Origin of the sequence: Pantoea sp. SORGH_AS_0659 (genome assembly GCF_031453915.1) — a bacterium.
Classification (GTDB): domain Bacteria; phylum Pseudomonadota; class Gammaproteobacteria; order Enterobacterales; family Enterobacteriaceae; genus Pantoea; species Pantoea leporis.
In genome coordinates this window covers 2,148,518-2,169,208 of sequence record NZ_JAVJAK010000001.1, presented here as the reverse complement: position 1 = coordinate 2,169,208, position 20,691 = coordinate 2,148,518, and the positions used below count along the sequence as shown (strand labels likewise).

General features: G+C 54.5%; 20 protein-coding genes. 10 read left to right on the top strand and 10 right to left on the bottom strand.

The annotated features are described in order from the left end of the window. Positions 1-33: 33 nt before the first annotated feature. Together Q3H59_RS10090 and Q3H59_RS10085 are read right to left on the bottom strand one after the other, a co-directional pair. Positions 34-1,251 carry an ROK family protein gene (locus tag Q3H59_RS10090; protein ID WP_277974892.1) on the bottom strand — a complete coding sequence of 406 codons (1,218 nt, stop codon included), beginning with the start codon at positions 1,249-1,251 and terminating at the stop codon, positions 34-36. 134 nt (positions 1,252-1,385) lie between these two features. Beyond that, positions 1,386-2,282 (bottom strand): LysR substrate-binding domain-containing protein, encoded by an 897-nt coding sequence (locus Q3H59_RS10085; protein WP_309834581.1) that lies wholly within the window; start codon positions 2,280-2,282, stop codon positions 1,386-1,388. A 94-nt stretch (positions 2,283-2,376) separates the two neighbouring features. On the opposite strand from Q3H59_RS10085, the gene Q3H59_RS10080 reads away from it, so the two are divergent. From Q3H59_RS10080 to Q3H59_RS10070, 3 genes are all read left to right on the top strand, one after another. Next, complete coding sequence (locus Q3H59_RS10080) at positions 2,377-3,633, top strand: MFS transporter (protein ID WP_110866193.1); 1,257 nt, start codon at positions 2,377-2,379, stop codon at positions 3,631-3,633. A gap of 168 nt (positions 3,634-3,801) precedes the next feature. Then, the gene (locus Q3H59_RS10075; protein ID WP_101764347.1) at positions 3,802-4,059 is read left to right on the top strand and encodes a hypothetical protein; all 258 of its coding nucleotides are present in this window, start codon (positions 3,802-3,804) and stop codon (positions 4,057-4,059) included. Between the two features lie 367 nt (positions 4,060-4,426). Continuing rightward, positions 4,427-5,611 carry a sugar transporter gene (locus Q3H59_RS10070; RefSeq protein ID WP_101764346.1) on the top strand — a complete coding sequence of 395 codons (1,185 nt, stop codon included), beginning with the start codon at positions 4,427-4,429 and terminating at the stop codon, positions 5,609-5,611. An 82-nt stretch (positions 5,612-5,693) separates the two neighbouring features. Here Q3H59_RS10070 and Q3H59_RS10065 read toward each other — a convergent pair whose 3' ends face one another. After that, on the bottom strand, positions 5,694-5,951 hold the full coding sequence (locus Q3H59_RS10065) for a YdgH/BhsA/McbA-like domain containing protein (RefSeq protein WP_101764345.1): 258 nt from the start codon (positions 5,949-5,951) through the stop codon (positions 5,694-5,696). Positions 5,952-6,246: 295 nt separating this feature from the next. On the opposite strand from Q3H59_RS10065, the gene Q3H59_RS10060 reads away from it, so the two are divergent. Then, on the top strand, positions 6,247-6,900 hold the full coding sequence (locus Q3H59_RS10060) for a TetR/AcrR family transcriptional regulator (protein WP_222182152.1): 654 nt from the start codon (positions 6,247-6,249) through the stop codon (positions 6,898-6,900). A 67-nt stretch (positions 6,901-6,967) separates the two neighbouring features. On the opposite strand, the gene rhaM is transcribed toward Q3H59_RS10060, so the two are convergent. Genes rhaM through rhaB form a run of 4 tightly spaced genes read right to left on the bottom strand, consistent with a single transcriptional unit; the run spans position 6,968 to position 10,846 of the window. Next, entirely contained in the window at positions 6,968-7,282 is a 315-nt protein-coding gene (rhaM, locus tag Q3H59_RS10055; protein ID WP_008108878.1) for an L-rhamnose mutarotase, read from the bottom strand. Next, positions 7,272-8,114, bottom strand: a complete 843-nt coding sequence (rhaD, locus tag Q3H59_RS10050) for a rhamnulose-1-phosphate aldolase (RefSeq protein ID WP_101764343.1) — start codon at positions 8,112-8,114, stop codon at positions 7,272-7,274. The genes rhaM and rhaD overlap by 11 nt, the downstream gene beginning before the upstream one ends. A 10-nt stretch (positions 8,115-8,124) precedes the next feature. Continuing rightward, complete coding sequence (locus Q3H59_RS10045) at positions 8,125-9,381, bottom strand: L-rhamnose isomerase (protein WP_176970493.1); 1,257 nt, start codon at positions 9,379-9,381, stop codon at positions 8,125-8,127. Then, positions 9,374-10,846, bottom strand: a complete 1,473-nt coding sequence (gene rhaB, locus Q3H59_RS10040) for a rhamnulokinase (RefSeq protein ID WP_309834573.1) — start codon at positions 10,844-10,846, stop codon at positions 9,374-9,376. The genes Q3H59_RS10045 and rhaB overlap by 8 nt, the downstream gene beginning before the upstream one ends. 290 nt (positions 10,847-11,136) lie before the next feature. Here rhaB and rhaS point away from each other — a divergent pair, with 290 nt between their 5' ends. Both rhaS and rhaR read left to right on the top strand, forming a co-directional pair. After that, a complete protein-coding gene (gene rhaS / locus Q3H59_RS10035; protein ID WP_222182158.1) occupies positions 11,137-11,958 on the top strand; it encodes an HTH-type transcriptional activator RhaS in 822 nt (273 codons plus the stop codon). A 15-nt stretch (positions 11,959-11,973) separates the two neighbouring features. Continuing rightward, the gene (gene rhaR / locus Q3H59_RS10030; RefSeq protein WP_277975436.1) at positions 11,974-12,840 is read left to right on the top strand and encodes an HTH-type transcriptional activator RhaR; all 867 of its coding nucleotides are present in this window, start codon (positions 11,974-11,976) and stop codon (positions 12,838-12,840) included. A 27-nt stretch (positions 12,841-12,867) separates the two neighbouring features. Here the strand turns inward: rhaR and rhaT are convergent, their stop codons facing one another. Further along, on the bottom strand, positions 12,868-13,902 hold the full coding sequence (rhaT, locus tag Q3H59_RS10025; protein ID WP_101764338.1) for an L-rhamnose/proton symporter RhaT: 1,035 nt from the start codon (positions 13,900-13,902) through the stop codon (positions 12,868-12,870). Positions 13,903-14,268: 366 nt separating this feature from the next. Between rhaT and Q3H59_RS10020 the strand changes: the two genes are divergently transcribed. The 3 genes from Q3H59_RS10020 (at position 14,269) to aldA (ending at position 16,343) form a co-directional block, all read left to right on the top strand. Then, the gene (locus Q3H59_RS10020) at positions 14,269-14,592 is read left to right on the top strand and encodes a hypothetical protein (RefSeq protein WP_101764337.1); all 324 of its coding nucleotides are present in this window, start codon (positions 14,269-14,271) and stop codon (positions 14,590-14,592) included. Between the two features lie 14 nt (positions 14,593-14,606). Next, the gene (locus Q3H59_RS10015; RefSeq protein WP_137385834.1) at positions 14,607-14,705 is read left to right on the top strand and encodes a YoaK family small membrane protein; all 99 of its coding nucleotides are present in this window, start codon (positions 14,607-14,609) and stop codon (positions 14,703-14,705) included. Positions 14,706-14,906: 201 nt separating this feature from the next. Further along, positions 14,907-16,343, top strand: coding sequence for an aldehyde dehydrogenase (gene aldA / locus Q3H59_RS10010; RefSeq protein WP_222233400.1), 1,437 nt, complete (start codon positions 14,907-14,909; stop codon positions 16,341-16,343). A gap of 580 nt (positions 16,344-16,923) precedes the next feature. On the opposite strand, the gene Q3H59_RS10005 is transcribed toward aldA, so the two are convergent. Then, on the bottom strand, positions 16,924-18,198 hold the full coding sequence (locus Q3H59_RS10005; protein ID WP_110866203.1) for an MFS transporter: 1,275 nt from the start codon (positions 18,196-18,198) through the stop codon (positions 16,924-16,926). Continuing rightward, positions 18,195-19,616: a M20 family metallopeptidase gene (locus Q3H59_RS10000; RefSeq protein WP_309834564.1), complete on the bottom strand. Its 1,422-nt coding sequence runs from the start codon at positions 19,614-19,616 to the stop codon at positions 18,195-18,197. Before Q3H59_RS10000 ends, Q3H59_RS10005 begins: the two co-directional genes overlap by 4 nt. Positions 19,617-19,764: 148 nt before the next feature. Here Q3H59_RS10000 and Q3H59_RS09995 point away from each other — a divergent pair, with 148 nt between their 5' ends. After that, on the top strand, positions 19,765-20,691 hold the full coding sequence (locus Q3H59_RS09995) for a LysR family transcriptional regulator (RefSeq protein ID WP_309834562.1): 927 nt from the start codon (positions 19,765-19,767) through the stop codon (positions 20,689-20,691).

Sequence of the window (20,691 nt, the reverse complement as noted above, 5' to 3'; positions counted from 1 at the left end):
ATTGCGTTAGGACAAACTTAAGGTGAGCTGTAATTATCCCTGCAACAGTTTTACCAATAAATGGCCGCTATAGAGCGCGTCTTTTATCAGTGCGGCGCCGCCAAAGGTGCCGGGATCGCTGAAAGCCGTTGGTGTGAGCTGGATTTTACTGCTGTATGCGGGCAAGGCTTGTTGTCGAATGGTACTGCTCACCGCAGGGAACAGCACATCGGCGGCCTGATTCAGCGGCGAACCGATAAGGATTTGTTGAGGATTAAAGATGTTTACCATCATCGCCAGCATGCGGCCAATATGATGTCCGACGCCCGCAATCACATCACGCGCCAGGCGATCGCCCTGCTGCGCGGCTGCGCATAAGCTCTCAATCGTCAACGGCGTCTGATGCAATACACTGTCCGGCTGCGACGGCAAACGCTGGGCGGTGAGAGTAAGCAGGCTTCCGATGCTGGCGACGGTTTCCAGACAGCCATTATTGCCGCAATAACACTGCTGGCCGTAAGGATCGATTTGCGTATGACCAATCTCCACCAGCGTACGACCATTTTTGTGCAGCAGTTGTCCGCCGCTGATCACGCCTGCGCCGACGGTTTCATCAATCACAATCTGAATCACATGTTGCGCGCCACTGGATGCGCCAAACAGCGCTTCGGCTAACGTCCAGGCGGAAATATCATGCTGCACGAACACCGGCAGACCGGTGCGCTGCGCCAGCGTTTCTCCCAGCGGCATATCCTGCACATCATAACCCGGCATACGATGGACCACGCCAGAAGCGGCGTTGATCAATCCTGGCAAGGTAATGGCGATGGCGGTCAAACGCTCCAGCTTGCTTTGGTGGCGAATAAAGAAGTCATTCACTGTCTCGTGCAAGGTTTGCAGCAGTGGTTTGTCGGCGCTGGCGTGCAGCGGCAGGCGATCTTCCTGCAGCGCGCGGCTGCTGAGATCGCGCAGCGTCAGCGTAATAAATCCGGGCTGAATGCGCACGGCGAGATAGTGCCAGGCGAGCGTATCGAGGATCAAACCAATCGCGGGACGACCGCGACTGCCCGGCTCCTGAAATTCAGTTTCCTGAACCAGATGGGCATCGAGCATTTCACGCACGATTTTGGTAATGCTGGCGGGTGCTAACTGGGCACGTTTAGAAAGCTCAATACGCGAAATCGGGCCGTAAAGGTCAATCAGTCGGTAAACCACACCAGCGTTGGTCTGTTTTATCTGATCAATATGACCAGGTTGACTGTACAGATTCACGCCCTGCTCCCATTATTTTCGCGCTTCTAAATAAACAGCAGCTATGGTGATGCAGATTGCCTTGCAGCGTCAAATATTTGATTAGAAATGTGATTTATCGCACATAAAGTTTGGGCCCTCATTCAACTGCGGACTCAATTCTCTGCATTTTGCAGCATCAGCGACATCATATTGGTCATTTGCGCCGTTGGTTCTCGCGTCGCTGACCAGACCAGCCAAACTTCAGAAATCGCGTCGCTCTCCTGCAACGGGATCCACACCACATCAGCCAGACGTGCACGGCTGAATGACGCCGGCAGAATCGACACGCCGAGTCCGGTCGCCACCAGACCAAGGATGGTCATCGCCTCGCCCACTTCCTGCGTAATAAAAGGTTTGATTTGATAGCGATGCAGCAGCGCCAGGATTTCACCGTATAACGCAGTGCCGCCTTGCGGATCGAAAAATACAAACGGCTCGTTGGCTAATGCCTGAATGGAAATCGACTCTGCATCGGCCAGCGGATGCGCCCAATGCACTACCGCGCATAGCGGCTCACGCAGTAACACGCGGTGCTGCAGATCGCTGGGCAGCGGCGTATTGCGCATCACACCGAGGTCGAGCCGATCGTCATGAAGTGGCGCAAGCTGCTGCCGCGTGTTGTTCTCCTGCATCTGAATGTGTACTTCTGGCCAACGCTGGCGGAATTGGTACAGCGCGTCAGAAACCAGACCGGTAAACGGCGCTGAGGAGGTAAAGCCGATGCGCAACTCGCCCTCCTGCCCGCTATGCACGCGTGCGGCGCGGCGGGCGGCCTGCTCCACCTGTAACAAAATGGCACGCGCATCCTGCAAAAACAGCGCGCCGGCGGGCGTGATCTGTACGCTGCGATTGGTGCGGGTAAACAGCTGCGCGCCAATTTCCTGCTCCAGCTGCTGAATCTGCTGGCTTAGTGGCGGTTGCGAAATATTCAGGCGCTGCGCGGCGCGGCCAAAATGCAACTCCTCCGCGACGGCAATGAAATAGCGTAAATGACGCAACTCAACATTCATATTTTAAACGTCTCATTTGAGATTATTAATATATTGTACAACCTATTCGCCCTTTCCTACAGTAACGGCATGATTGTTCAAACGAGGATGTTCCGTGAGTCGCTCTTCTCAGGCGGTGATACTCGATGAAGACGAGTTGTCCGTAAAGCCTGCTCCAGCTGCAACCCCTTCAGAATGGATTGAACGCGGATCGCCGCAGTTTATGCGCGTGACGCTGGCACTGTTCTCCGCCGGTCTTGCCACTTTCGCCCTGTTGTATTGCGTGCAGCCCATTCTGCCGGTGTTATCGCAGCAATTTGGCGTTTCTCCAGCGCAAAGCAGTATTTCTCTCTCGCTATCGACCGGCTTAATGGCATTGGGATTACTGTTTACCGGGCCGCTGTCGGATGCGATTGGGCGTAAATCGGTGATGGTTACCGCGCTGTTGCTCGCGGCTATCTGTACCTTGATTTCCGCCACCATGAGCAGCTGGCAGGGGATTTTGCTGATGCGCGCGCTGATTGGTTTGTCACTGAGCGGGGTTGCGGCGGTTGGCATGACCTATCTGAGTGAAGAGATTCATCCACGCGTTATCGCCTTTTCCATGGGGCTGTACATCAGCGGTAACTCGATTGGCGGCATGAGCGGACGCCTGTTGACGGGCGTATTGACCGATTTCTTCTCGTGGCGCGTTGCGGTGGGCGTGATTGGCTGTTTCGCGTTGGCGGGCGCGCTGATGTTTTGGAAAATCCTGCCTGCGTCGCGTCATTTCCGTCCAGCTTCGCTGCGTCCGCGTAGTTTGCTGATCAACTTCCGTTTGCACTGGCGCGATAAAGGATTACCGCTGCTGTTCGCTGAGGGCTTCCTGCTGATGGGCGCGTTCGTCACGCTGTTCAACTACATCGGCTATCGCCTGCTGAGTGCGCCCTGGTCGCTGAGCCAGGCGGTGGTGGGATTGCTGTCGGTGGTCTATCTGACCGGATCCTGGAGTTCACCGAAAGCCGGCGCGATGACCAGCCGCTTTGGACGCGGTCCGGTGATGATTGGCGCAACTGCGATTATGCTGACGGGATTGCTGCTGACGGCGTTTAACTCACTGTGGCTGATTTTACCCGGCATGATGTTGTTCACCGCCGGATTCTTTGCGGCGCATTCTGTTGCCAGCGGCTGGATTGGCCCGCGTGCGCGTCGGGCTAAAGGCCAGGCATCGTCACTCTATCTGTTTAGCTATTACGTTGGATCCAGCGTGGCGGGTACATTGGGCGGCGTGTTCTGGCACAGCTATGGCTGGATGGGCGTTACGGCATTCATTAGCTTGCTATTATTAATGGCTTTGCTGGTCGGCTGGCGATTGCAGTGCCGGAAACTGTAATACCTTTCATCTGTTAAACGGGGCTAATGCGCCCCGTTCTCTCATCAAGTCCACGCCATCCGGTGATCTCACAGTCCCAGATAAAACAAAACGGCCATTCGTCGCTATAATTCATTCCATTCCAACAATAGTTAGACTTTTATTATTTCACAGCAATGAGGACGATAGATGGGACTCTATTATTACGTCGATAAGCATGCCGGCTATAACGACAACCATGTAGTACACGCAACGGGATGCCCGTACCTACCCGCCGATGAGGCACGCCGTTTCCTTGGGACTTTCTACACGCCAAATGCCGCCATTCAGCAAGCGCGTAAATTTTATGCCAGCGCGCTGGGCTGCGAGCACTGCTGTCCGGTGGGGTTAAAAAAAAACATGACGACTCAGAATAGTGTGGCACTAAAACATATGGTGCGACTCTGATAATCATGATGTGAGAGTGGTCAGCAGACCTAACTCTTTTGTTAAGCAGCACTGCGGCGTTTCATAATAATTATAAATTTAAGTGTAATAATAACTGGACCTTCCAAGGCGTTCAAGGTGGCGTCAGGTCCAGTTGCCTCTTTCTCCCCCGTTGTTAATCTTGCTCGCTCTCGTATTGATGACAGAAAGCGTAAAAACCTCAGGCTATTAATTACGCCACTCTTGATAAAAAATATTCAGTAATAAAAGCCCGACAAACGGTTTCCCTCCGCTCATTAATGCTCCACAATAGCGGCAATTTGTGACTCCGGTCACTTTCTGGGGTGCTTTTTGCCCTTTCATTTGCCGTCTGACAGATTTGAACTCCATGCAATCTACTACTGTTTCCCGTAAAACGGCCTGGCTACGCGTTGTACTGCTGGCTATTGCTGCTTTTGTCTTTAACACCACAGAATTCGTGCCTGTCGGTCTGCTGTCGGATATCGCCGCCAGCTATGACATGAAGACTGCCGATGTTGGCATTATGCTGACCATCTACGCGTGGGTTGTCGCGCTATTGTCACTGCCGTTGATGCTGTTAACGCGCAATATTGAGCGTCGCCTGCTGTTGGCGGTGTTGTTCATTGTGTTTGTTGCCAGCCATGTGCTCTCGTCTTTGGCATGGGATTTCACCTCACTGGTTATCTCGCGCATCGGTATTGCCTTAGCGCACGCCGTGTTCTGGTCAATTACCGCTTCGCTGGCCATTCGCGTGGCGCCTGCAGGCAAGAAAACTCAGGCGTTGAGTATGCTGGCAACCGGTACCGCGCTGGCGATGGTGCTGGGCGTGCCGATTGGGCGTATCGTCGGTCAATATCTTGGCTGGCGCACTACTTTTGGCATGATCGGCTTGTCTGCTTTGGTATTGCTGATTTTGCTGATGCGCATACTGCCGCGTCTGCCGAGCGAGCACACGGGTTCACTGAGCAGCGTTCCGATGCTATTCCGCCGTCCGGCGCTGGTGGCAATGTACGTTCTGGTTACCGTGGTGGTGACGGCGCATTACACCGCTTACAGCTACATCGAACCGTTTATGCAGGTGGTGGCTAATGCCGATGATAATTTCACCACGCTACTGTTACTGCTGTTTGGATCAGCGGGCATTCTCGGCAGCGTGCTGTTTAGTACGCTGGGCAATAGATTCCCTTCTGCGATGCTGATCGCTGCAATTGCGATGATCACCCTAAGCATGGGCTTGCTGGTGTTTGCTGCAGTACGTCCCGCTGCAATCACCGTGCTGTGCATCGTTTGGGGCATGGCAATGATGATGATTGGTCTGGCGATGCAGGTGCGCGTTTTGGCGCTGGCACCGGATGCCACCGACGTCGCGATGTCGCTGTTCTCGGGTATCTACAACATCGGTATCGGCGCGGGTGCGCTGCTGGGTAATCAGGTCAGTTTGCATATGCAAATGTCGGATGTCGGTAACGTCGGCGGCATTATTGGCCTTGCCGCACTGTTCTGGTGTATCGCTATCTTCCGCCGCTATCCACAGCTGCGTTCTAACGGATAAGAAAAAAGGCTTCAGAAGGTTATCTTCTGAAGCCTTTTATTCACTTCCTGCGGAATGCTTAATTGCCCTCCGCTCAATTCTCTTAGTTATAAATTACTGCTGTGCCATTTAGCTTGTTGTTGCCAGAGGTCGAAGTGATGCGGAATGACTTTGCTCCGGCAGCACTGGCCTTTTCCGCTAGCTGATTCTCCAGCGATGTCAGGTTAGTGCTACCTGATGCGCTAACCACACCAATTTGTTGTTGATTCAGCGGCGCTTCGTTTACTAAGTCTGCAGCCATGCTACCAAACGCGATTGAAGACAATGCTACAGCGGCCAAAGTCAGTTTGATGCTTTTCATAATTTTGCTCTCTTAAACAGGTGAATTGGGGTCGGTCGCGATTAAGTTAACAACCGTTAATTAAATGCTACTGCCGAATGGGTCCGCGCGTCAATCATTTTATTAACGGTCATTATTTTAATCGGAAGTGGCGTGATTATGGGCTTCCCAGCCCTTTTTGACTTATCCATTTGGGTGCTTTCGCAAGCCAAAAGCACAAACGGGCAAAGACGAATAGACTCATTCCGGGCTGCGCTTGCATATTTATTTAATGATCGGTAATTTAATGGGGTGTTTTTACGCTTTGAGGTGCCCAATGACAGAAGTTATCGATGTGGTGAACAGGAAAACGCGCGGCCGTCCGAAAGTGTTTGATCGCAACGATGCCCTGGACAAGGCATTGATGTTGTTCTGGGCGCATGGCTATGAAGGCACTTCGCTGTCCGATTTGGTTAACGCTACCGGCGCTAAGGCCCCAACCCTTTATGCTGAGTTTGAAAATAAAGAAGGGTTATTCCGTGCGGCGATGCAGCGATACATTGAAACGTTCAGCGCACAACGCAACGCCGTGCTAAATGATGATGCTTTAGACGTGAAAACGGCCATTGAAGCCTATTTTCGCGCAACCGCCGCATGCTTCACCGAATGTGATAAGCCTGCTGGCTGTTTCTTTATTTGTACCTCGAGCGCGCTCTCTTCCGGCTCAGAAGAAGTGGCGCAAATGCTGGCTCAACAGCATCACGCGCAGGAATCAGCGTTAAAAGCATTTCTTGATACCCGGCAGCAGCGCGGCGAGTTACCGCAATGTGCCAATAGTGCAAGGTTAGCCCGCTACCTGGCGTGTTTACTGCAGGGCATGTCGGTGCGTGCGCGTGAAGGCGCTAATCGTGAGGACCTTGACCAGATCGTGGATACGCAGATGGCAATCTGGCCCGCTCTGGCGGGATATTGTGAATTGAGCACCAAATAAAATTCAGGCCGACTTCCGTGTCGGCCTAAAATTATTGCCTCCGTACAAATACTGAGGTGAGCGCGCGTTAAGGCAGGAAAAACATCGGTTTCAACGCTGCACTCACCGGACTATTATCCGGATTCGATGGCATTAAATCCTTCATCGATGCCCACCAGCGCTGACACACTTCCGTTTTTGCCACTGCTTCCCAGCGCGCTTCAGACTCAATTTCCACGCTGGCAAACAGCAGATTGCGTTCAGCATCCAGCCAGATAGCGTAATTGTGCGCGCCATGCGCTTTTAGCGTCTCAGCCAGCTCCGGCCAAATTGGCGTATGACGGCGCAGATACTCATCGTGGCAGTGTGCATGCACCTGCATCACAAAGGCTTTACGCAACATCGCTGCGCTCCGCCTGCAGCGCGGCTTGCCACGGCTTAACGTTGAAGCGTTCACCCAGCGCGATCAGCTGCTCAGTGGTGATGCTTTGACGAATGCCGCCCATTGACAGCGCTTTTACCACCACTTCGGAGGATTTCTCCGCCGTATCGATCAGGCCGAAAGTCTCGTCGAGGTTTGGACCCGCGCCAAAGATGCCATGGAACGGCCACATCACAATGCTGTGATTTGCCATTGCGTCTGCCGTTGCCTGACCAATTCCATCGGTACCGGGCACCATCCATGGCAGAATACCTACGCCATCCGGGAACACCACCAGACATTCGGTGCTGCCTTCCCACAACAGGCGTGTGAATCGTGCGGAATCCAGATTTACCACATAGCTCAGCGCCATAAAGTTGGTGGCGTGGCAATGCATGATGACGCGATCAATGCCGTTTGAGACCTGCTTGCGCACGCTGTGCGACTGGAAGTGAGCTGCCAACTCTGATGTTGGCAGGCCACCGTTACTCAAACCCCAATGGATTTTGTATGACAAGCCTTTGTCATCCACCTGCAGCAGCGCCAGACAGTCGGCCGGGTCGAGCTGAACGTTACGGAAAAACTTACCCGATCCGGTGACCAGGAACCAATCATTGGCCAGCGCTGGAGCAGGTTTGGTCAGCTCAATACAGCGCGGCTCGGCATAGAAATCACCGGCGAAATCTTTAACTTCTTCCGGCAGTAAACGTAAGCTGACGTTGCCGCCATTACGCTCATCCCAGCCTTTCAACCACATGTCGCTGGTCGCTTTAACCATTCCCTGAACAAAAGCGGAAGAGAGGATATTTTGCATGGTGTGTCCCTTAACGTTGACGCAGTGTTTGTTGTTCATAATGACGGACTTCGCTCAGCCAGCTGGCATCAGCAGGGACATCGTGGCGCAGACACCAGGCTTCCCACACCGCTTGCCATGGCAACGATTTTTGTTCTTCCAGCATCGCCAGGCGGCCGGTGTAATCCCCTTCGCTTTCCAGCTTGCGTAACTGGTCGGTAGGTTCCAGCAGAGCACGCAGCAGCGCTTTTTTGGCATTGCGTGTCCCAATTACCCACGCCGCGATGCGGTTGATTGACGCATCGAAGAAGTCGAGACCGATGTGCACCTTGTCGAACAATTTGTGGCGTGCGATTTCGGTAGCGATGGCCTGGGTTTCATCGTCGAGAATCACCACGTGATCGCTGTCCCAGCGCACCGGACGGCTTACGTGCAGCAGCAGGCGCGGCACATAGAGCATGGCCGTGGAAATTTTGTCGGAAATCACTTCGGTTGGATGGAAGTGGCCGGCGTCCAGAGTCAACGCGGTCTGGCGGCTGCTGGCATACCCCAGGCAGAATTCATTGGAACCCACGGTGTAGCTCTCTGCGCCAATGCCAAACAGTTTGCTCTCTACCGCATCAATGTGGTGCGCAGGATTGAGTTTTTCACTGATCACTTCATCAAGCGCACTCGCCAGGCGTTGACGCGGTCCTAAACGATCGACGGTGAGATCTTTCATTCCGTCCGGCACCCAGATATTCATAACGGATGCGGTACCCAGTTGCTCACCAAAGTGTGCAGAGATACGACGGCTGGCCTTGCAGTGATCGATCCAGAACTGACGAATCCCTTTGTCGGCGTGTGACAAGGTAAAGCCATCGGCGCTCAGCGGATGGGAGAAACAGCTTGGATTAAAATCGAGGCCCAGCTTGTGCGTTTTGGCCCATTCCACCCAGTTGCTGAAGTGTTTCGGTTCAATCGCATCACGGTCGACCGGCTTATCGCTCTCCAGATAAATCGCATGCAGGTTGAGGCGTTTAGCACCCGGAATGAGTGACATCGCTTTTTCAACATCAGAGCGCAGCTCATCAGCATTACGGGCGCGTCCCGGATAGTTGCCGGTAGCCTGAATACCGCCGGTCAGTTCACCGTTCGGATTTTCGAAGCCGCGCACGTCATCACCTTGCCAGCAGTGCATCGAGACCGGAATGCCATCCAGCTGCGCCATTACCTGTTCCACATCCACACCGATGGCGGCGTAACGTTGTTTGGCCAGTTCGAAGGCCTGTTCAATCAGCTTAGTCATATGCAAGTTCCTTAGCAGGTTGGCTGAGCGCGGCAAAGCGTGCCTGATGGGCAGCGAAGGCGCTGTTGTTCAACGGTTCAAATTTTTCTAACGGGAAGTTTTGGCTAATGCAGCGGCGTAAATCGCTGACGTCACGCAGTTCGCCCAAAGCAATGAGCTGGCAGCCGACGTTGCCGAGCGTCGAGGCTTCAATCGGCCCCGCCAATACCGGCAGCTGACAGGCATCGGCACACAATTGATTTAACAGCGGGTTCTGACTGCCGCCGCCCACCACATGCAGTTGACGCAGCGGTGCCGCGCGCAGTGTGCCGAGTTCGCCAATAACCTGGCGATAGAGTAAGGCCAGACTGTCGAAGATGGTGCGAGCCAGCGCAGCCGGCGTCTGCGGTACGGGCATGTTCTGTTCGGCGCAGGCGTTTTGAATCTCCTGAACCATGCTGTCTGGATTGATAAAACGGCTGTGATTGGGGTTAACCAGCGCACGACAGGCGGGCTCTTTTGCGGCTTCTTTGATCAGCGAACAGAGATCGGTGATTTGCAGCTCAGTGCAGACACGTTGCAGCAGCCACAAACCCATAATGTTTTTCAGAACGCGGTAGCCTTCTGCTCCACCTTCATTGGTTACGTTGGCATTGAGCGCCGCCGTGCTGACACAAGGCTGCAAGCTCTCAATCCCCATCAGTGACCAGGTTCCCGAGCTGAGATAAGCGGCATCATCCTGCATTAACGGGGTGGCCAAAACCGCGCTCGCCGTATCGTGAGTCGCAACCGCGATCACCGGAGCGTGGTTGCCGCTGGCGCTGGTCCAGTAACCGACAGTGTTACCTGGCGATGTGGGTTTGCCGAACCACTTAGCCGGCACGCCAGCCCACGCAAGCAAATCGCTGTCCCATTCGCCGCTGTGAATATTGAGCAGTTGTGTGGTGGTGGCGTTGGTGTATTCCCAGTTCATCTGGCCGGTAAGGCGATAGTGCAGATAGTCAGGAATCATCAGCGCATACTGCACTTTTTCCTGCCAATCTGGCTGCTGCTGATGCAGTGCGTGCAGTTGATAAAGGGTGTTGAACGGCAAGAATTGAATGCCGGTGCGCTGATAGATTGCTCCTTTGCCGAGATCGTTAATGGCCTGAGCCATGTGCCCTTCTGTACGCTTATCGCGATAACTTACCGCCTCGCCGACGCGTTCACCGTTGGCATCCAGCAACACCAAATCAACGCCCCAGGTATCGATGCCAATGCTGTCCGGCACAATGCCTTCATCATCAAGCTGGGCCAGCCCTAAACGAATCTCTTGCTCCAGTCGATCCAAATCCCAACAATCATAATCTGCACGGCGCACACGCTGATTGGTGAAGCGACGCACTTCGCGCAGGCTGATCTGCTGATTCGCTGAACTCCATTGTGCGAGCATCACGCGCCCGCTGGATGCGCCTAAATCAATGGCAACAATGTTACGCATACTCATGGCGTGTTCTTCCTGTAATGAGATGACTACAGATTAGAAATCTCCGCTTTTTGCCACCTTCCCCTTACTGCCAGTGCGTAATAGTCACTGGCAGGCTGACAAAGAAGTTCGTGAGAAAGCTCACAGAACCACACAAGTGGCGAGATGTGAGCCTTGCCGCATTTCTGTCAATCGCCGGTGAGATCTTGAAAAATTAGCCATTTTCCTGCGTCACTAAGATGAAAATTCAAGGTAAGGTGCGGGGCGCCTGCGTAGACTCGGCAACGGTTGAGTTAATTAAGAGGCGAATCATGACCGTTCTACATAGCGCAGATTTCTTCCCTGAAGGGAATTACGCCATCGCCATCGAGCCGCGTGTGCCGCAGCAGGCATTTCCGGAGCACCATCATGATTTCCATGAAATCGTGTTGGTGGAACACGGTTCTGGCATTCATGTGTTTAACGGTCAGCCACAAGCTTTATCCGCAGGATGCGTATGCTTTGTGCGCGATCACGATCGTCATCTTTATGAGCAAACGGAAAATTTGTGCCTGACCAACGTGCTGTATCGCAGTCCGGCGTCATTTCGTTTTCTCTCGGGTTTGCAGGCGCTCCTGCCGCGCGAAGAAGAGGATCACTACGCGTCGCACTGGCGCATTAATCACAAGGTGATGGCGCAGGCGCTACAAATCGTTACGCAGATGAAGCAGCAAGATGTGTGGTCACTGGAACGTCACGCACGCCAGGAGCAACTTTTTCTGCAACTGCTGGTGTTGTTGCGCGAAGCAGCTCACAACGATCAATTACAGGATCAGGAAGCACGCTTACATCGGTTGCTCGACTGGCTCAATGAGCACTACAGTGAAGAGATTGTGTGGGATGCATTAGCCGATCGTTTTTCATTGTCGCTGCGCACTCTGCACCGCCAGATGAAGCAGCAAACCGGTAATACACCGCAGCGTTACCTGAATCGGCTTCGCCTGTTACAGGCGCGGCATTTACTGCGTCATAGCGATATGCGCATAACAGACATCGCCTACCAGTGTGGATTTGGTGACAGCAATCACTTCTCCACGCTGTTCCGGCGGGAATTTGGCTGTGCGCCCAGAGCGGAGCGCCAGCAGATGCTATAACTGGAGCGTTTCCTCATGTCGCTGATCTTAACGCGCGAAGACTATTTTCCGGCCACCAATCTGCCGATTGCGGTGGCCGAGCGCATGCCGCAGCCCTCCTTCCCTCCGCACCGTCATGAATTCAGTGAAATCGTTATCGTCTGGCGCGGTAACGGCCTGCATGTGTTGAACGATCGTCCATGGTTGATAACCTGCGGCGACGTTTTTTACATTCACGATAACGACTGCCACAGTTATGACAGCGTCAACGATCTGGCGCTGGATAACATTCTTTACTGCCGCGATCGCTTTCGCCTTGGCCTTGACTGGAGCCAGTTGTTGCCGCCGCAAGAAGAGGATTCGCCAGGCTGCTGGCGTTTAACCACGCGCGGGATGGCGTTAGCGCGCGGCGTGATTAGCCAGTTGGAGCGCGAAAGCCGCAAAAGTGATTCGCTATCAATTCAACTCTCTGAAGCGCTGTTTTTGCAACTCGCGCTGATTTTACGCCGTCACGGCTATGCTGCCGATCGACCCTGGGCATTACCTGAGGGTGAACAATTGGATCTGCTGATGTCGGCGCTGCAAGGTGCCATCAGCCGTCCATTCGATTTGGCGGTGTTCTGCCAGCAGAATCAGTTAAGCGAGCGTGCGTTGAAGCAGCTTTTTCGCCAGCAAACCGGTATGACCGTGGGACACTATCTGCGGCAGCTACAGCTGTGTCAGGCGAAGTATCTGCTGCGGACGCAGGATTGCTTAATCAGTGAAGTGGCCGCGCGTTGCGGCTTCGATGACAGTAACTACTTTTCAGTGGTGTTTACGCGAGAAACTGGTTTAACGCCGAGCGCGTGGCGGCAGCGTTTCCTGCCGCATCGCGAACTCTCAGCTGAGAAAGTGAAAGCCTGACGCGCAGTAGCGGCGTCAGGCTTTACATCAGGCTGCCATGCCTAATCCAACAATGTTGGCAGCAATGATAATCACCACACAACCCAGTGACAGTACGCGAACCGGACGTTGACCCGCCGATTTCCACTCTTTCAGTACCAGACCAACCAAACCACCACACAGCACGTAGAGGCTCATATGCAGCATCCAGCTGATGAAGTCATACTGTGCTGGGATTTTGGCGTGTCCCCAGGCGTAGAAGAAGAACTGCAAATACCACATGGTGCCGCCCAGCACAGCAAACGCGATATTGGCCAGCAGCATTGGTTTGGCGACGGAGAAATCACGGCGTACAGAAATATCGGTTTTTACCGCCAGACGGATAAAGCAGTAAGCCAGATTGATTAACGCACCACCGCCCATAATCACCACATAGCTTGGCAACGCAACATAGAGTGGATTGATACCCAGATTGGCTGCAGCTTCATGCATCGGCTTGGCGGCATCCATCGCAAACGACATGCCGGCCGAGAAGATGCCGCACATCACGGCCAGAATCAGCCCTTTTTTCAGGTTGAACTCTTCGGCATTGATGCCCAGCGCCCGCTCTTTTAATAGACCGGCACGCGATACAATCCCCACGCCGATCAGCGCAACTAACACGCCGAGCAGCGTCATGCGTCCGCCGGGTGAGCTGAACAGCTCGACAAAGCGGCCTTGTAGTAGCGGCGTCATCAGGGTTCCCACCACTAACGTGATACCGATGGCAATACCAATGCCCATCGACATCCCGAGGTAGCGCATGGTCAAACCATAGTTGATGTTACCGATGCCCCACATGGCACCAAACAGAAATACCGGCATCAGTTGAGAGAAACTAAAGCTGCCGTAATACGCCCAGAAGTTCGGCAGTAATACCGCACTGACTGCCCAGGGAAGAATCAGCCACGACATAACGCCGCCTACCGACCACATCGTTTCCCAGGACCACTTTTTCACCTGCTTAAATGGAGCATAAAAACAGGCGGCACTGGCGGCACCCACCAGATGCCAGAAAATACCTGCAATGATGGCACTGTTCATTGTTATTCCTTCGTAAGGTTGAGGCCAACAGGAAACCGGCGGTTTCCCGATTACCGGCAGTCTACGGTGGGCAGCTTTTCGTCAGCCTTTGGATGGCTGCCGGAAAGCGGAGGTTGCTGGCAAAATTCGGTGGGTCGTCAACATAAGGATCACAAAATCGCATTCGCAGGCAGGTCACGGGGTGATTTTTATAAGTGGCTTATTCTTCAACATATTTTTCTATTATGCTGTGCCGATCAGCACAGTTTTTGATTCACTGCCACTGCAACAGTTAACATGGCAGTCACACAAAGCCGCGTACCAGACTTTCCCCGCAGGCGTTTAATCCGTATAACGTTGGGAAAATCATCAGGACGAAGGATTGAGATGAATACCAAAAGATTGCGGCTGTTGCTGTCACAATCGGTGAGCCGCGTGATGCTGGATGACATCCGGGCCATCGTGCCGGCGCAGGCGCTGAACGTCTTTATTAATGGATTAGATGAAGCACATTACGCCACACTGGATTGCGTGCAGAGCGAGGAGAATTGCGCCCTGCTGGCTTCGGTGATTGTGGTGTGGCGACAGCTGGGTCACGTTCATGCGATTCATTATCAGAAAGGTGAGCATCTGCGTCAGGTCGACGACGCCACGCAATTCCAGCTGTTCAGTATGATGAAAACCCATCGCGCGATCGTGCAGATCGCTTAACTCTCGGGATGACTATGAAAATCGGACTGCTTTTCCCTATTGCCATCATCATTGCTGGCGTCAGTTTTTTGGCGTGGTTTATTGTCAGCGGCGCGGCGATGCCAGGTTCCTGACATTTTTTAACATACCTTAAATCACTACTAAGCCGCTGAAAGCGCGGCATTTCGCCAGGAATGCTGCGTCTGTCGTGTTGTTCTTCCCTTCTTTGCCATCCCTCAAGTTGCATTGGCAATAGCAAAAAGGTGCTATGCCCTGATCTGTTTCACTCTGCAATTCACAAATCTTTAACGAAACCGATCGCGGAGAACCTGCACATGACAACACACCATCAACATTATATTAATGGCGCGTTTGTTGCCGATCAGAACGACAAGTGGATAGAAGTGATTAACCCGGCAACTGAGGCATTACTTTCGCGCGTGCCGGAAGGCAGTAAACACGACGCCGCGCAGGCCATCGACGCTGCTGAAGTGGCGCAGCCGGATTGGGAAGCGCTCCCCGCCGTTGAACGCGGCAACTGGCTGCGCAAAATTGCCGCTGCTATTCGTCAGCGTGAACCAGAACTGACCGCCACTATCGTCGCCGAAGGCGGAAAAACCCAGGGTCTGGCGCAAACTGAAGTACTGTTTACCGCTGATTATCTTGAGTACATGGCCGAATGGGCACGCCGTTATGATGGCGAGATCGTTAATAGCGATCGTCCCAACGAAAACATCTTTGTGTTCAGGAAAGCGATTGGCGTCACCACCGGCATTCTGCCGTGGAACTTCCCCTTCTTCCTGATTGCACGTAAAGCCGCGCCCGCGCTGGTAACCGGCAATACCATTGTTATCAAGCCAAGTGAGCTGACGCCTAACAATGCGGCGATTTTTGCGCACATCATCCATGAAATTGGTCTGCCAAAAGGCGTGATCAACTTTGTTTACGGCTATGGGCCGGAGATTGGTCAGGAGCTGGCAGGCAACCCGAAAGTCGGCCTGGTCAGTCTGACCGGCAGCGTCAACGCCGGTATCGCCACCATGGAAGCTGCAGCGAAAAATGTCACCAAAGTATCACTGGAGCTGGGCGGAAAAGCGCCGGCCATCGTCATGGATGATGCCGATCTCGATCTGGCGGTTAAAGCGATTGTTAGCTCTCGCGTGATCAACACCGGACAGGTGTGTAACTGTGCTGAGCGCGTTTACGTGCAGGAAGGCATCTACGATCGCTTTATCAGTGCGCTGACTGCCGCCATGCAGCAGGTGAAATTGGGTAATCCGGCCGAGCAAAACGATATCGATATGGGCCCGCTAATTACTGCGGCCGCGCTGGAACGCGTTGAGCAGAAAGTGGCGAACGCGGTCGCGGATGGCGGCAAAGTAGTGCTGGGCGGGAAGCGTGCAGGCAGCAAAGGCTTCTATTTTGAGCCAACCATTATCACGGGCGTGCGTCAGGATATGGAGATCATGCAGCAGGAGATTTTTGGTCCGGTGCTGCCAGTAATGACCTTTAAAACCCTTGATGAAGCCATAGCGCTGGCGAATGACTGTGAATATGGTCTGACCTCATCGATTTACACTCAGAACCTCAACACCGCGATGGTTGCCCTGCGTAAGTTGAAGTTTGGTGAAACCTACATCAACCGCGAGAACTTCGAGGCGATGCAAGGTTTCCATGCGGGCTGGCGTAAATCGGGCATTGGCGGCGCTGATGGCCGTCACGGTTTGGAAGAGTTCTTGCAGACGCACGTGGCGTATTTGCAGTTCTCGTAGGATCGCCATTCATGGCGTAATGCTTGTCAATTAAGCCAACGACGAGGGCGCAGGCCGGTGGCACTTTTGGTCCGGCGGTCCTCGCGCCGCTAGCGCGGTACCTTCACTTCGCTCGTCTGCCTGACGGACCGGTGGAGACGGGACGTCCTTGTCCCGGCTCCACCTTTCGCCCGCGTCCTGCGGGCTCTCCTGGCTTCCTCGCTTCGTTCAGCGCTGCGGAATGCCTGCCCAAAAGTGCCCCCGGCCTGCTTTAAAGCTTCAGTGCGTGTTTCTGAAAAGGGCACATTTGCCAGAGGCTCTGGCGCGTCTGCTGCGGCAAAAGGGCTATCCGCAGCGCTGAGGCTTTTACGTTGGGCCAGGAGCCTCACGCATGGATGCGTGAGGCAGTTCGGGGCGGCCAGGACGGCCGATCCGCGAACGGTCCGTTGGCACGACGTGGAAGCCGAAGGCACCGCGTTAGCGGCGCGAGGACGGCCCATGACGCAGCAGATGTGTCAGAGCCCGCACCAGATTTAAAGCAAAATGGTTTCTTAACGGACAAGCATTACGCCATAAGTGGCGACCTGTAACCCTGAAACCTTTATAAAACCCGCTTCTGGCTGCGCAGCAGCGCCAGGCCGCTTAACACCGACATCGCCATCAGATAATAACCGGGCGCCAGACTGGTGCCGGTCACGCTAATCAACAGTGTACAAATCAGCGGGGCAAAGCCACCAAACACCGTAACCGCCACGTTATAGCTGATCGCCATGCCGCTGGCGCGCGTACCCATCGGGAACAGATCCGCCATCACCGACGGCACCGTTGAGAAGTAGATCGACTTCAGCAGCGCCATCCAGCACACCAGCAAAATCAACGTAGTCGGCGTGGTGTGATCAACCACCAGCTTAAACGCCGGATAGATGGTGACGATCAGCAAAACCAACGATCCCCACATCAGCGGCACGCGCCCCACCCGCTCGGCCCATAACCCCATAATGGGCGTGACCACCGTCAAAATCACACCCGCCAACAAGGTAGCAGTAAACGCCACGCTGCCCGACAGGTGCAGATTTTTGGTGGCGTAAGTCGGCACATAGTTCAGCATGTAGTTCACCGCGGTCGAAATCACCATCAGGCCGATCGCCAACAGCATCAACTCCTTCTGGCGACCAAACAGACTTTTCAGCGGCGCGGCTTCCGGTTTGTGCTCAGCAAAGCTCGCCGGTTCATGGACGTGACGTCGGATATAGATCCCCAGCGGGCCAATCAGCAGGCCGAAGGCGAAGGGAATACGCCATCCCCAATCCTGAATCTGGCTTTCGCTGAGAATCTGCGTCAGTCCGAGTCCAAATGCCGACGCCATCAACGTACTGGCGCCCTGCGTGGCGAACTGCCAGCTGGCGATAAAGGCTTTGCGCTCCGGGAAGTGTTCAACCAGGAACGCCGTCGAGCTGCCAAATTCGCCCCCGGCGGAGAAACCCTGCACCAGACGCGCCAGCAAAATCAGCAGCGGCGCCATCAGGCCAATGCTGCTGTAGCTCGGCATAAAGGTGATGACCGCGCCGCCGAGCATCATCAGGTTGATCGATAACAGCAGCGCTTTTTTTCGACCGTGACGATCGGCATAGTTGCCCAGCACAATCGCGCCCAGCGGACGAATCAGGAATGACACACCAAAACTGCCAAAGGTCAGCAACATTGAAACCGACGGATCGCTGGTAGGAAAGAAAGCATGCGCAATGTAGCTGGCAAAAAAGCCGTACACGGCGATATCAAACCACTCCAGCGCGTTACCGATACAGGTCGCGAACAGCGTTTTGTGCAGATTGGGCTTCGCTGCGTTCAACGGCATCGTGGTATTTAATGTACTCATTGGCCACCTCCAACGTGCGCACGATGCTGCGCCACCAGTTCCGTTCCCTGCTCGCCGAGATCCCACAGCAGACGCGTCATAATCTGCAAACCTTCGCGGGCAATCGATTTCAACATATGCTCATTGACGCCATGCTGGCCGCATGCTGGATACGAGTGCGGCACCCACAAGGTCGGCAAACCGAGAATGTCGGAGAACACGTCATTGGGCAGCGAGCCGCCGAGGTTAGGCAGCAGCGCCGGTTTCTTGCCGCTGATTTCCGCCATGCTGGTCAGCACCCAGTTGACCAGCGGATCGGTGGGATCAAGGCGTGTCGCGGGCGATCCGCGCATAAACTCCACGTCCACATAGTCAAAACCGTGCTGATGCAGATGTGCGCGCACATGCTGGGCGAGATTTTCCCAGTCGGTACCCACCACAAAACGCAGCTGACAAACGGCGGTGGCGCTGCCCGGAATAGCATTCATCGGACGCGCCGGATTGCCGGTGAGAAACGACAACACTTCCAGCGTGTTCCAGCCATACAGGCGTTCAGTTGGCGTCAGTCCCGGCTCGCCCCAGTTCACGTCGATATCGGGATCGCCCGGCATGCCGCCCACCTCGGTATCGCCCAGAATATCGCGCACCTGCGGCGTCAAAGAGTTGGGTTTCAGCGCCTCGACCTGCAACACGCCCTGCGCGTTGACCAGCGAGGCGATGGCGTTGGCCAACTGCGTACCCGGATTGCTCAACAATCCGCCCCAGTTGCCGGAGTGATAAGCGTTGTCACGCGCGTTGACCGTCAAACGGAAATTAACCGCGCCGCGTGAGCCCAGGAACAGCGTTGGACGAACCGCATTGAGACGCGGACCGTCGGAAGCAATAAACAGATCGGCTTGCAGCAGCTCGCCCTGCTGCTGGCACAACTGCGCCAGCCCTGGCGAGCTGATCTCTTCACCCATCTCGAACAGTATTTTGCAGTTAAAGCCCAGGCTACCGCCGCGCAACGCAAACACCTGCTCCAGCGCCGCCAGATTGACGCAGTGCTGGCCCTTATTATCCGCGCTGCCGCGCGCATACCAGCGATCGCCCTCTTCAACCATCTGCCATGGCGATAAGCCGTCGCGCCAGTTTTCATCATCACCAAACACCACATCGCCGTGACCATAGCTGAGCAAGGTTGGCAGCATGGGATCTTCAATGCGTACCGCCACGAGGAACGGTCGATTAGCGGCTTCCGGGTTGTCGATGAAATGCAACGTGAAGCCCAGAGCGATCAGCTGCGGCCCGATCTCATCCTGCAAATAGCGCTGTAATTCGCTGTCACGATCGTCGCGCTGGCTTTCGGTACGTTGCGCCACGCGACGCGCCAAAATTTGTTGAAACTCCCCGCTGTCAAAATATGCGGTGGCTTGTTGAACCGCCTGATGTGCTGTCATGTTTGCCCTGTCTTTTATTGTTTTGTCGTTAAGGCATCTTTGCGGAAACACTGCTTTGCCACAATTATCAATTTATCGAGTAAGATTTGCTTTTATAGCAAAGCTAGCCTGCCCGATTTCGAGGCATGCACCACCATGAGGCATCCGCATGTTAAGCAGTGAAATCCGCTATTTTCTCGCCGTCGCTAACACTGGCTCGCTCAGCGCCGCCAGCGAACAGCTGTTTGTGGCGGTGTCGGCGATCAGCCGGCAAATTCAGCGGCTGGAAAATCAGGTTGGCGTGCCGCTGTTTGCGCGTCACGCGCGCGGCATGGTGTTGAACGAAGCGGGGGAAATCTTTGCACATCACGTACGTAAGAATCTGCTGGATATGGAGTATGCGCTGGCGGAAATTAAGGGACTGAAAGCGGTGCGCCGCACGTTGATTCGCGTGGCCTGCACCGATGGGCTGGCGTTTACGCTGCTACCTCGTTTGATCGCAGATTTTCGCAATGACAATCCGGGCGTGCTGTTTGATGTGAAAGTCGCCAGCACGCAAGGCGTGGCGGAAGCGCTGCGCAACGGCGAGTGTGACGTGGCGCTGCAATTTAGTCTTCACGCTGAGCGCGGTGTGGAAGTGATGGGTTCATGGCCGGCACCGGTATTAATCGTGATGCACCAAACGCATCCGCTGGCCAACGCGCCGCAGGTCACGCTCGCCGATCTCAGTCACTATCCGCTGGCCTTGCCGCAGCAAAACACCACCGTGCGGCAACTGTTTGAGCTCGCCAGCCACATGAACGGCAGCCTGGTTGAGCCGGTGATGACCTGCGATACCTTTTCGATGTTGTTTCAATTCCTGCTGCGCACGCCGCAGTCGGTGACGATTTGCAGCGCCTTTACCGTGCTGCAAGAGGCGGAAACGCACGGTTTGATTTTGCGCTCGGTAGGCATCGATCAGCTGAGCCAGCGCACCTTGCAGCTGCAGACGCAATCAGGGCGACCTCGCAGTGCCGCCCTGAATGTGTTTCTCACCTTTTTGCTGCAACAGCTGGATGCGTTAGAGGAACCGCTGCGCCAGCGCTGGAAGCCGTGA

What these genes read in the sequence shown, in the direction of transcription:
- Q3H59_RS10085 (WP_309834581.1), bottom strand. Translation starts at nt 2,282, where the DNA reads ATGAATGTTGAGTTGCGTCATTTACGCTATTTCATTGCCGTCGCGGAG.
- Q3H59_RS10075 (WP_101764347.1), top strand. Translation starts at nt 3,802, where the DNA reads ATGGGACTCTATTATTACGTCGATAAGCATGCCGGCTATAACGACAAC.
- Q3H59_RS10070 (WP_101764346.1), top strand. Translation starts at nt 4,427, where the DNA reads ATGCAATCTACTACTGTTTCCCGTAAAACGGCCTGGCTACGCGTTGTA.
- Q3H59_RS10065 (WP_101764345.1), bottom strand. Translation starts at nt 5,951, where the DNA reads ATGAAAAGCATCAAACTGACTTTGGCCGCTGTAGCATTGTCTTCAATC.
- Q3H59_RS10060 (WP_222182152.1), top strand. Translation starts at nt 6,247, where the DNA reads ATGACAGAAGTTATCGATGTGGTGAACAGGAAAACGCGCGGCCGTCCG.
- rhaM (WP_008108878.1), bottom strand. Translation starts at nt 7,282, where the DNA reads ATGTTGCGTAAAGCCTTTGTGATGCAGGTGCATGCACACTGCCACGAT.
- rhaD (WP_101764343.1), bottom strand. Translation starts at nt 8,114, where the DNA reads ATGCAAAATATCCTCTCTTCCGCTTTTGTTCAGGGAATGGTTAAAGCG.
- Q3H59_RS10045 (WP_176970493.1), bottom strand. Translation starts at nt 9,381, where the DNA reads ATGACTAAGCTGATTGAACAGGCCTTCGAACTGGCCAAACAACGTTAC.
- rhaB (WP_309834573.1), bottom strand. Translation starts at nt 10,846, where the DNA reads ATGAGTATGCGTAACATTGTTGCCATTGATTTAGGCGCATCCAGCGGG.
- rhaS (WP_222182158.1), top strand. Translation starts at nt 11,137, where the DNA reads ATGACCGTTCTACATAGCGCAGATTTCTTCCCTGAAGGGAATTACGCC.
- rhaR (WP_277975436.1), top strand. Translation starts at nt 11,974, where the DNA reads ATGTCGCTGATCTTAACGCGCGAAGACTATTTTCCGGCCACCAATCTG.
- rhaT (WP_101764338.1), bottom strand. Translation starts at nt 13,902, where the DNA reads ATGAACAGTGCCATCATTGCAGGTATTTTCTGGCATCTGGTGGGTGCC.
- Q3H59_RS10020 (WP_101764337.1), top strand. Translation starts at nt 14,269, where the DNA reads ATGAATACCAAAAGATTGCGGCTGTTGCTGTCACAATCGGTGAGCCGC.
- Q3H59_RS10015 (WP_137385834.1), top strand. Translation starts at nt 14,607, where the DNA reads ATGAAAATCGGACTGCTTTTCCCTATTGCCATCATCATTGCTGGCGTC.
- aldA (WP_222233400.1), top strand. Translation starts at nt 14,907, where the DNA reads ATGACAACACACCATCAACATTATATTAATGGCGCGTTTGTTGCCGAT.
- Q3H59_RS10005 (WP_110866203.1), bottom strand. Translation starts at nt 18,198, where the DNA reads ATGAGTACATTAAATACCACGATGCCGTTGAACGCAGCGAAGCCCAAT.
- Q3H59_RS10000 (WP_309834564.1), bottom strand. Translation starts at nt 19,616, where the DNA reads ATGACAGCACATCAGGCGGTTCAACAAGCCACCGCATATTTTGACAGC.
- Q3H59_RS09995 (WP_309834562.1), top strand. Translation starts at nt 19,765, where the DNA reads ATGTTAAGCAGTGAAATCCGCTATTTTCTCGCCGTCGCTAACACTGGC.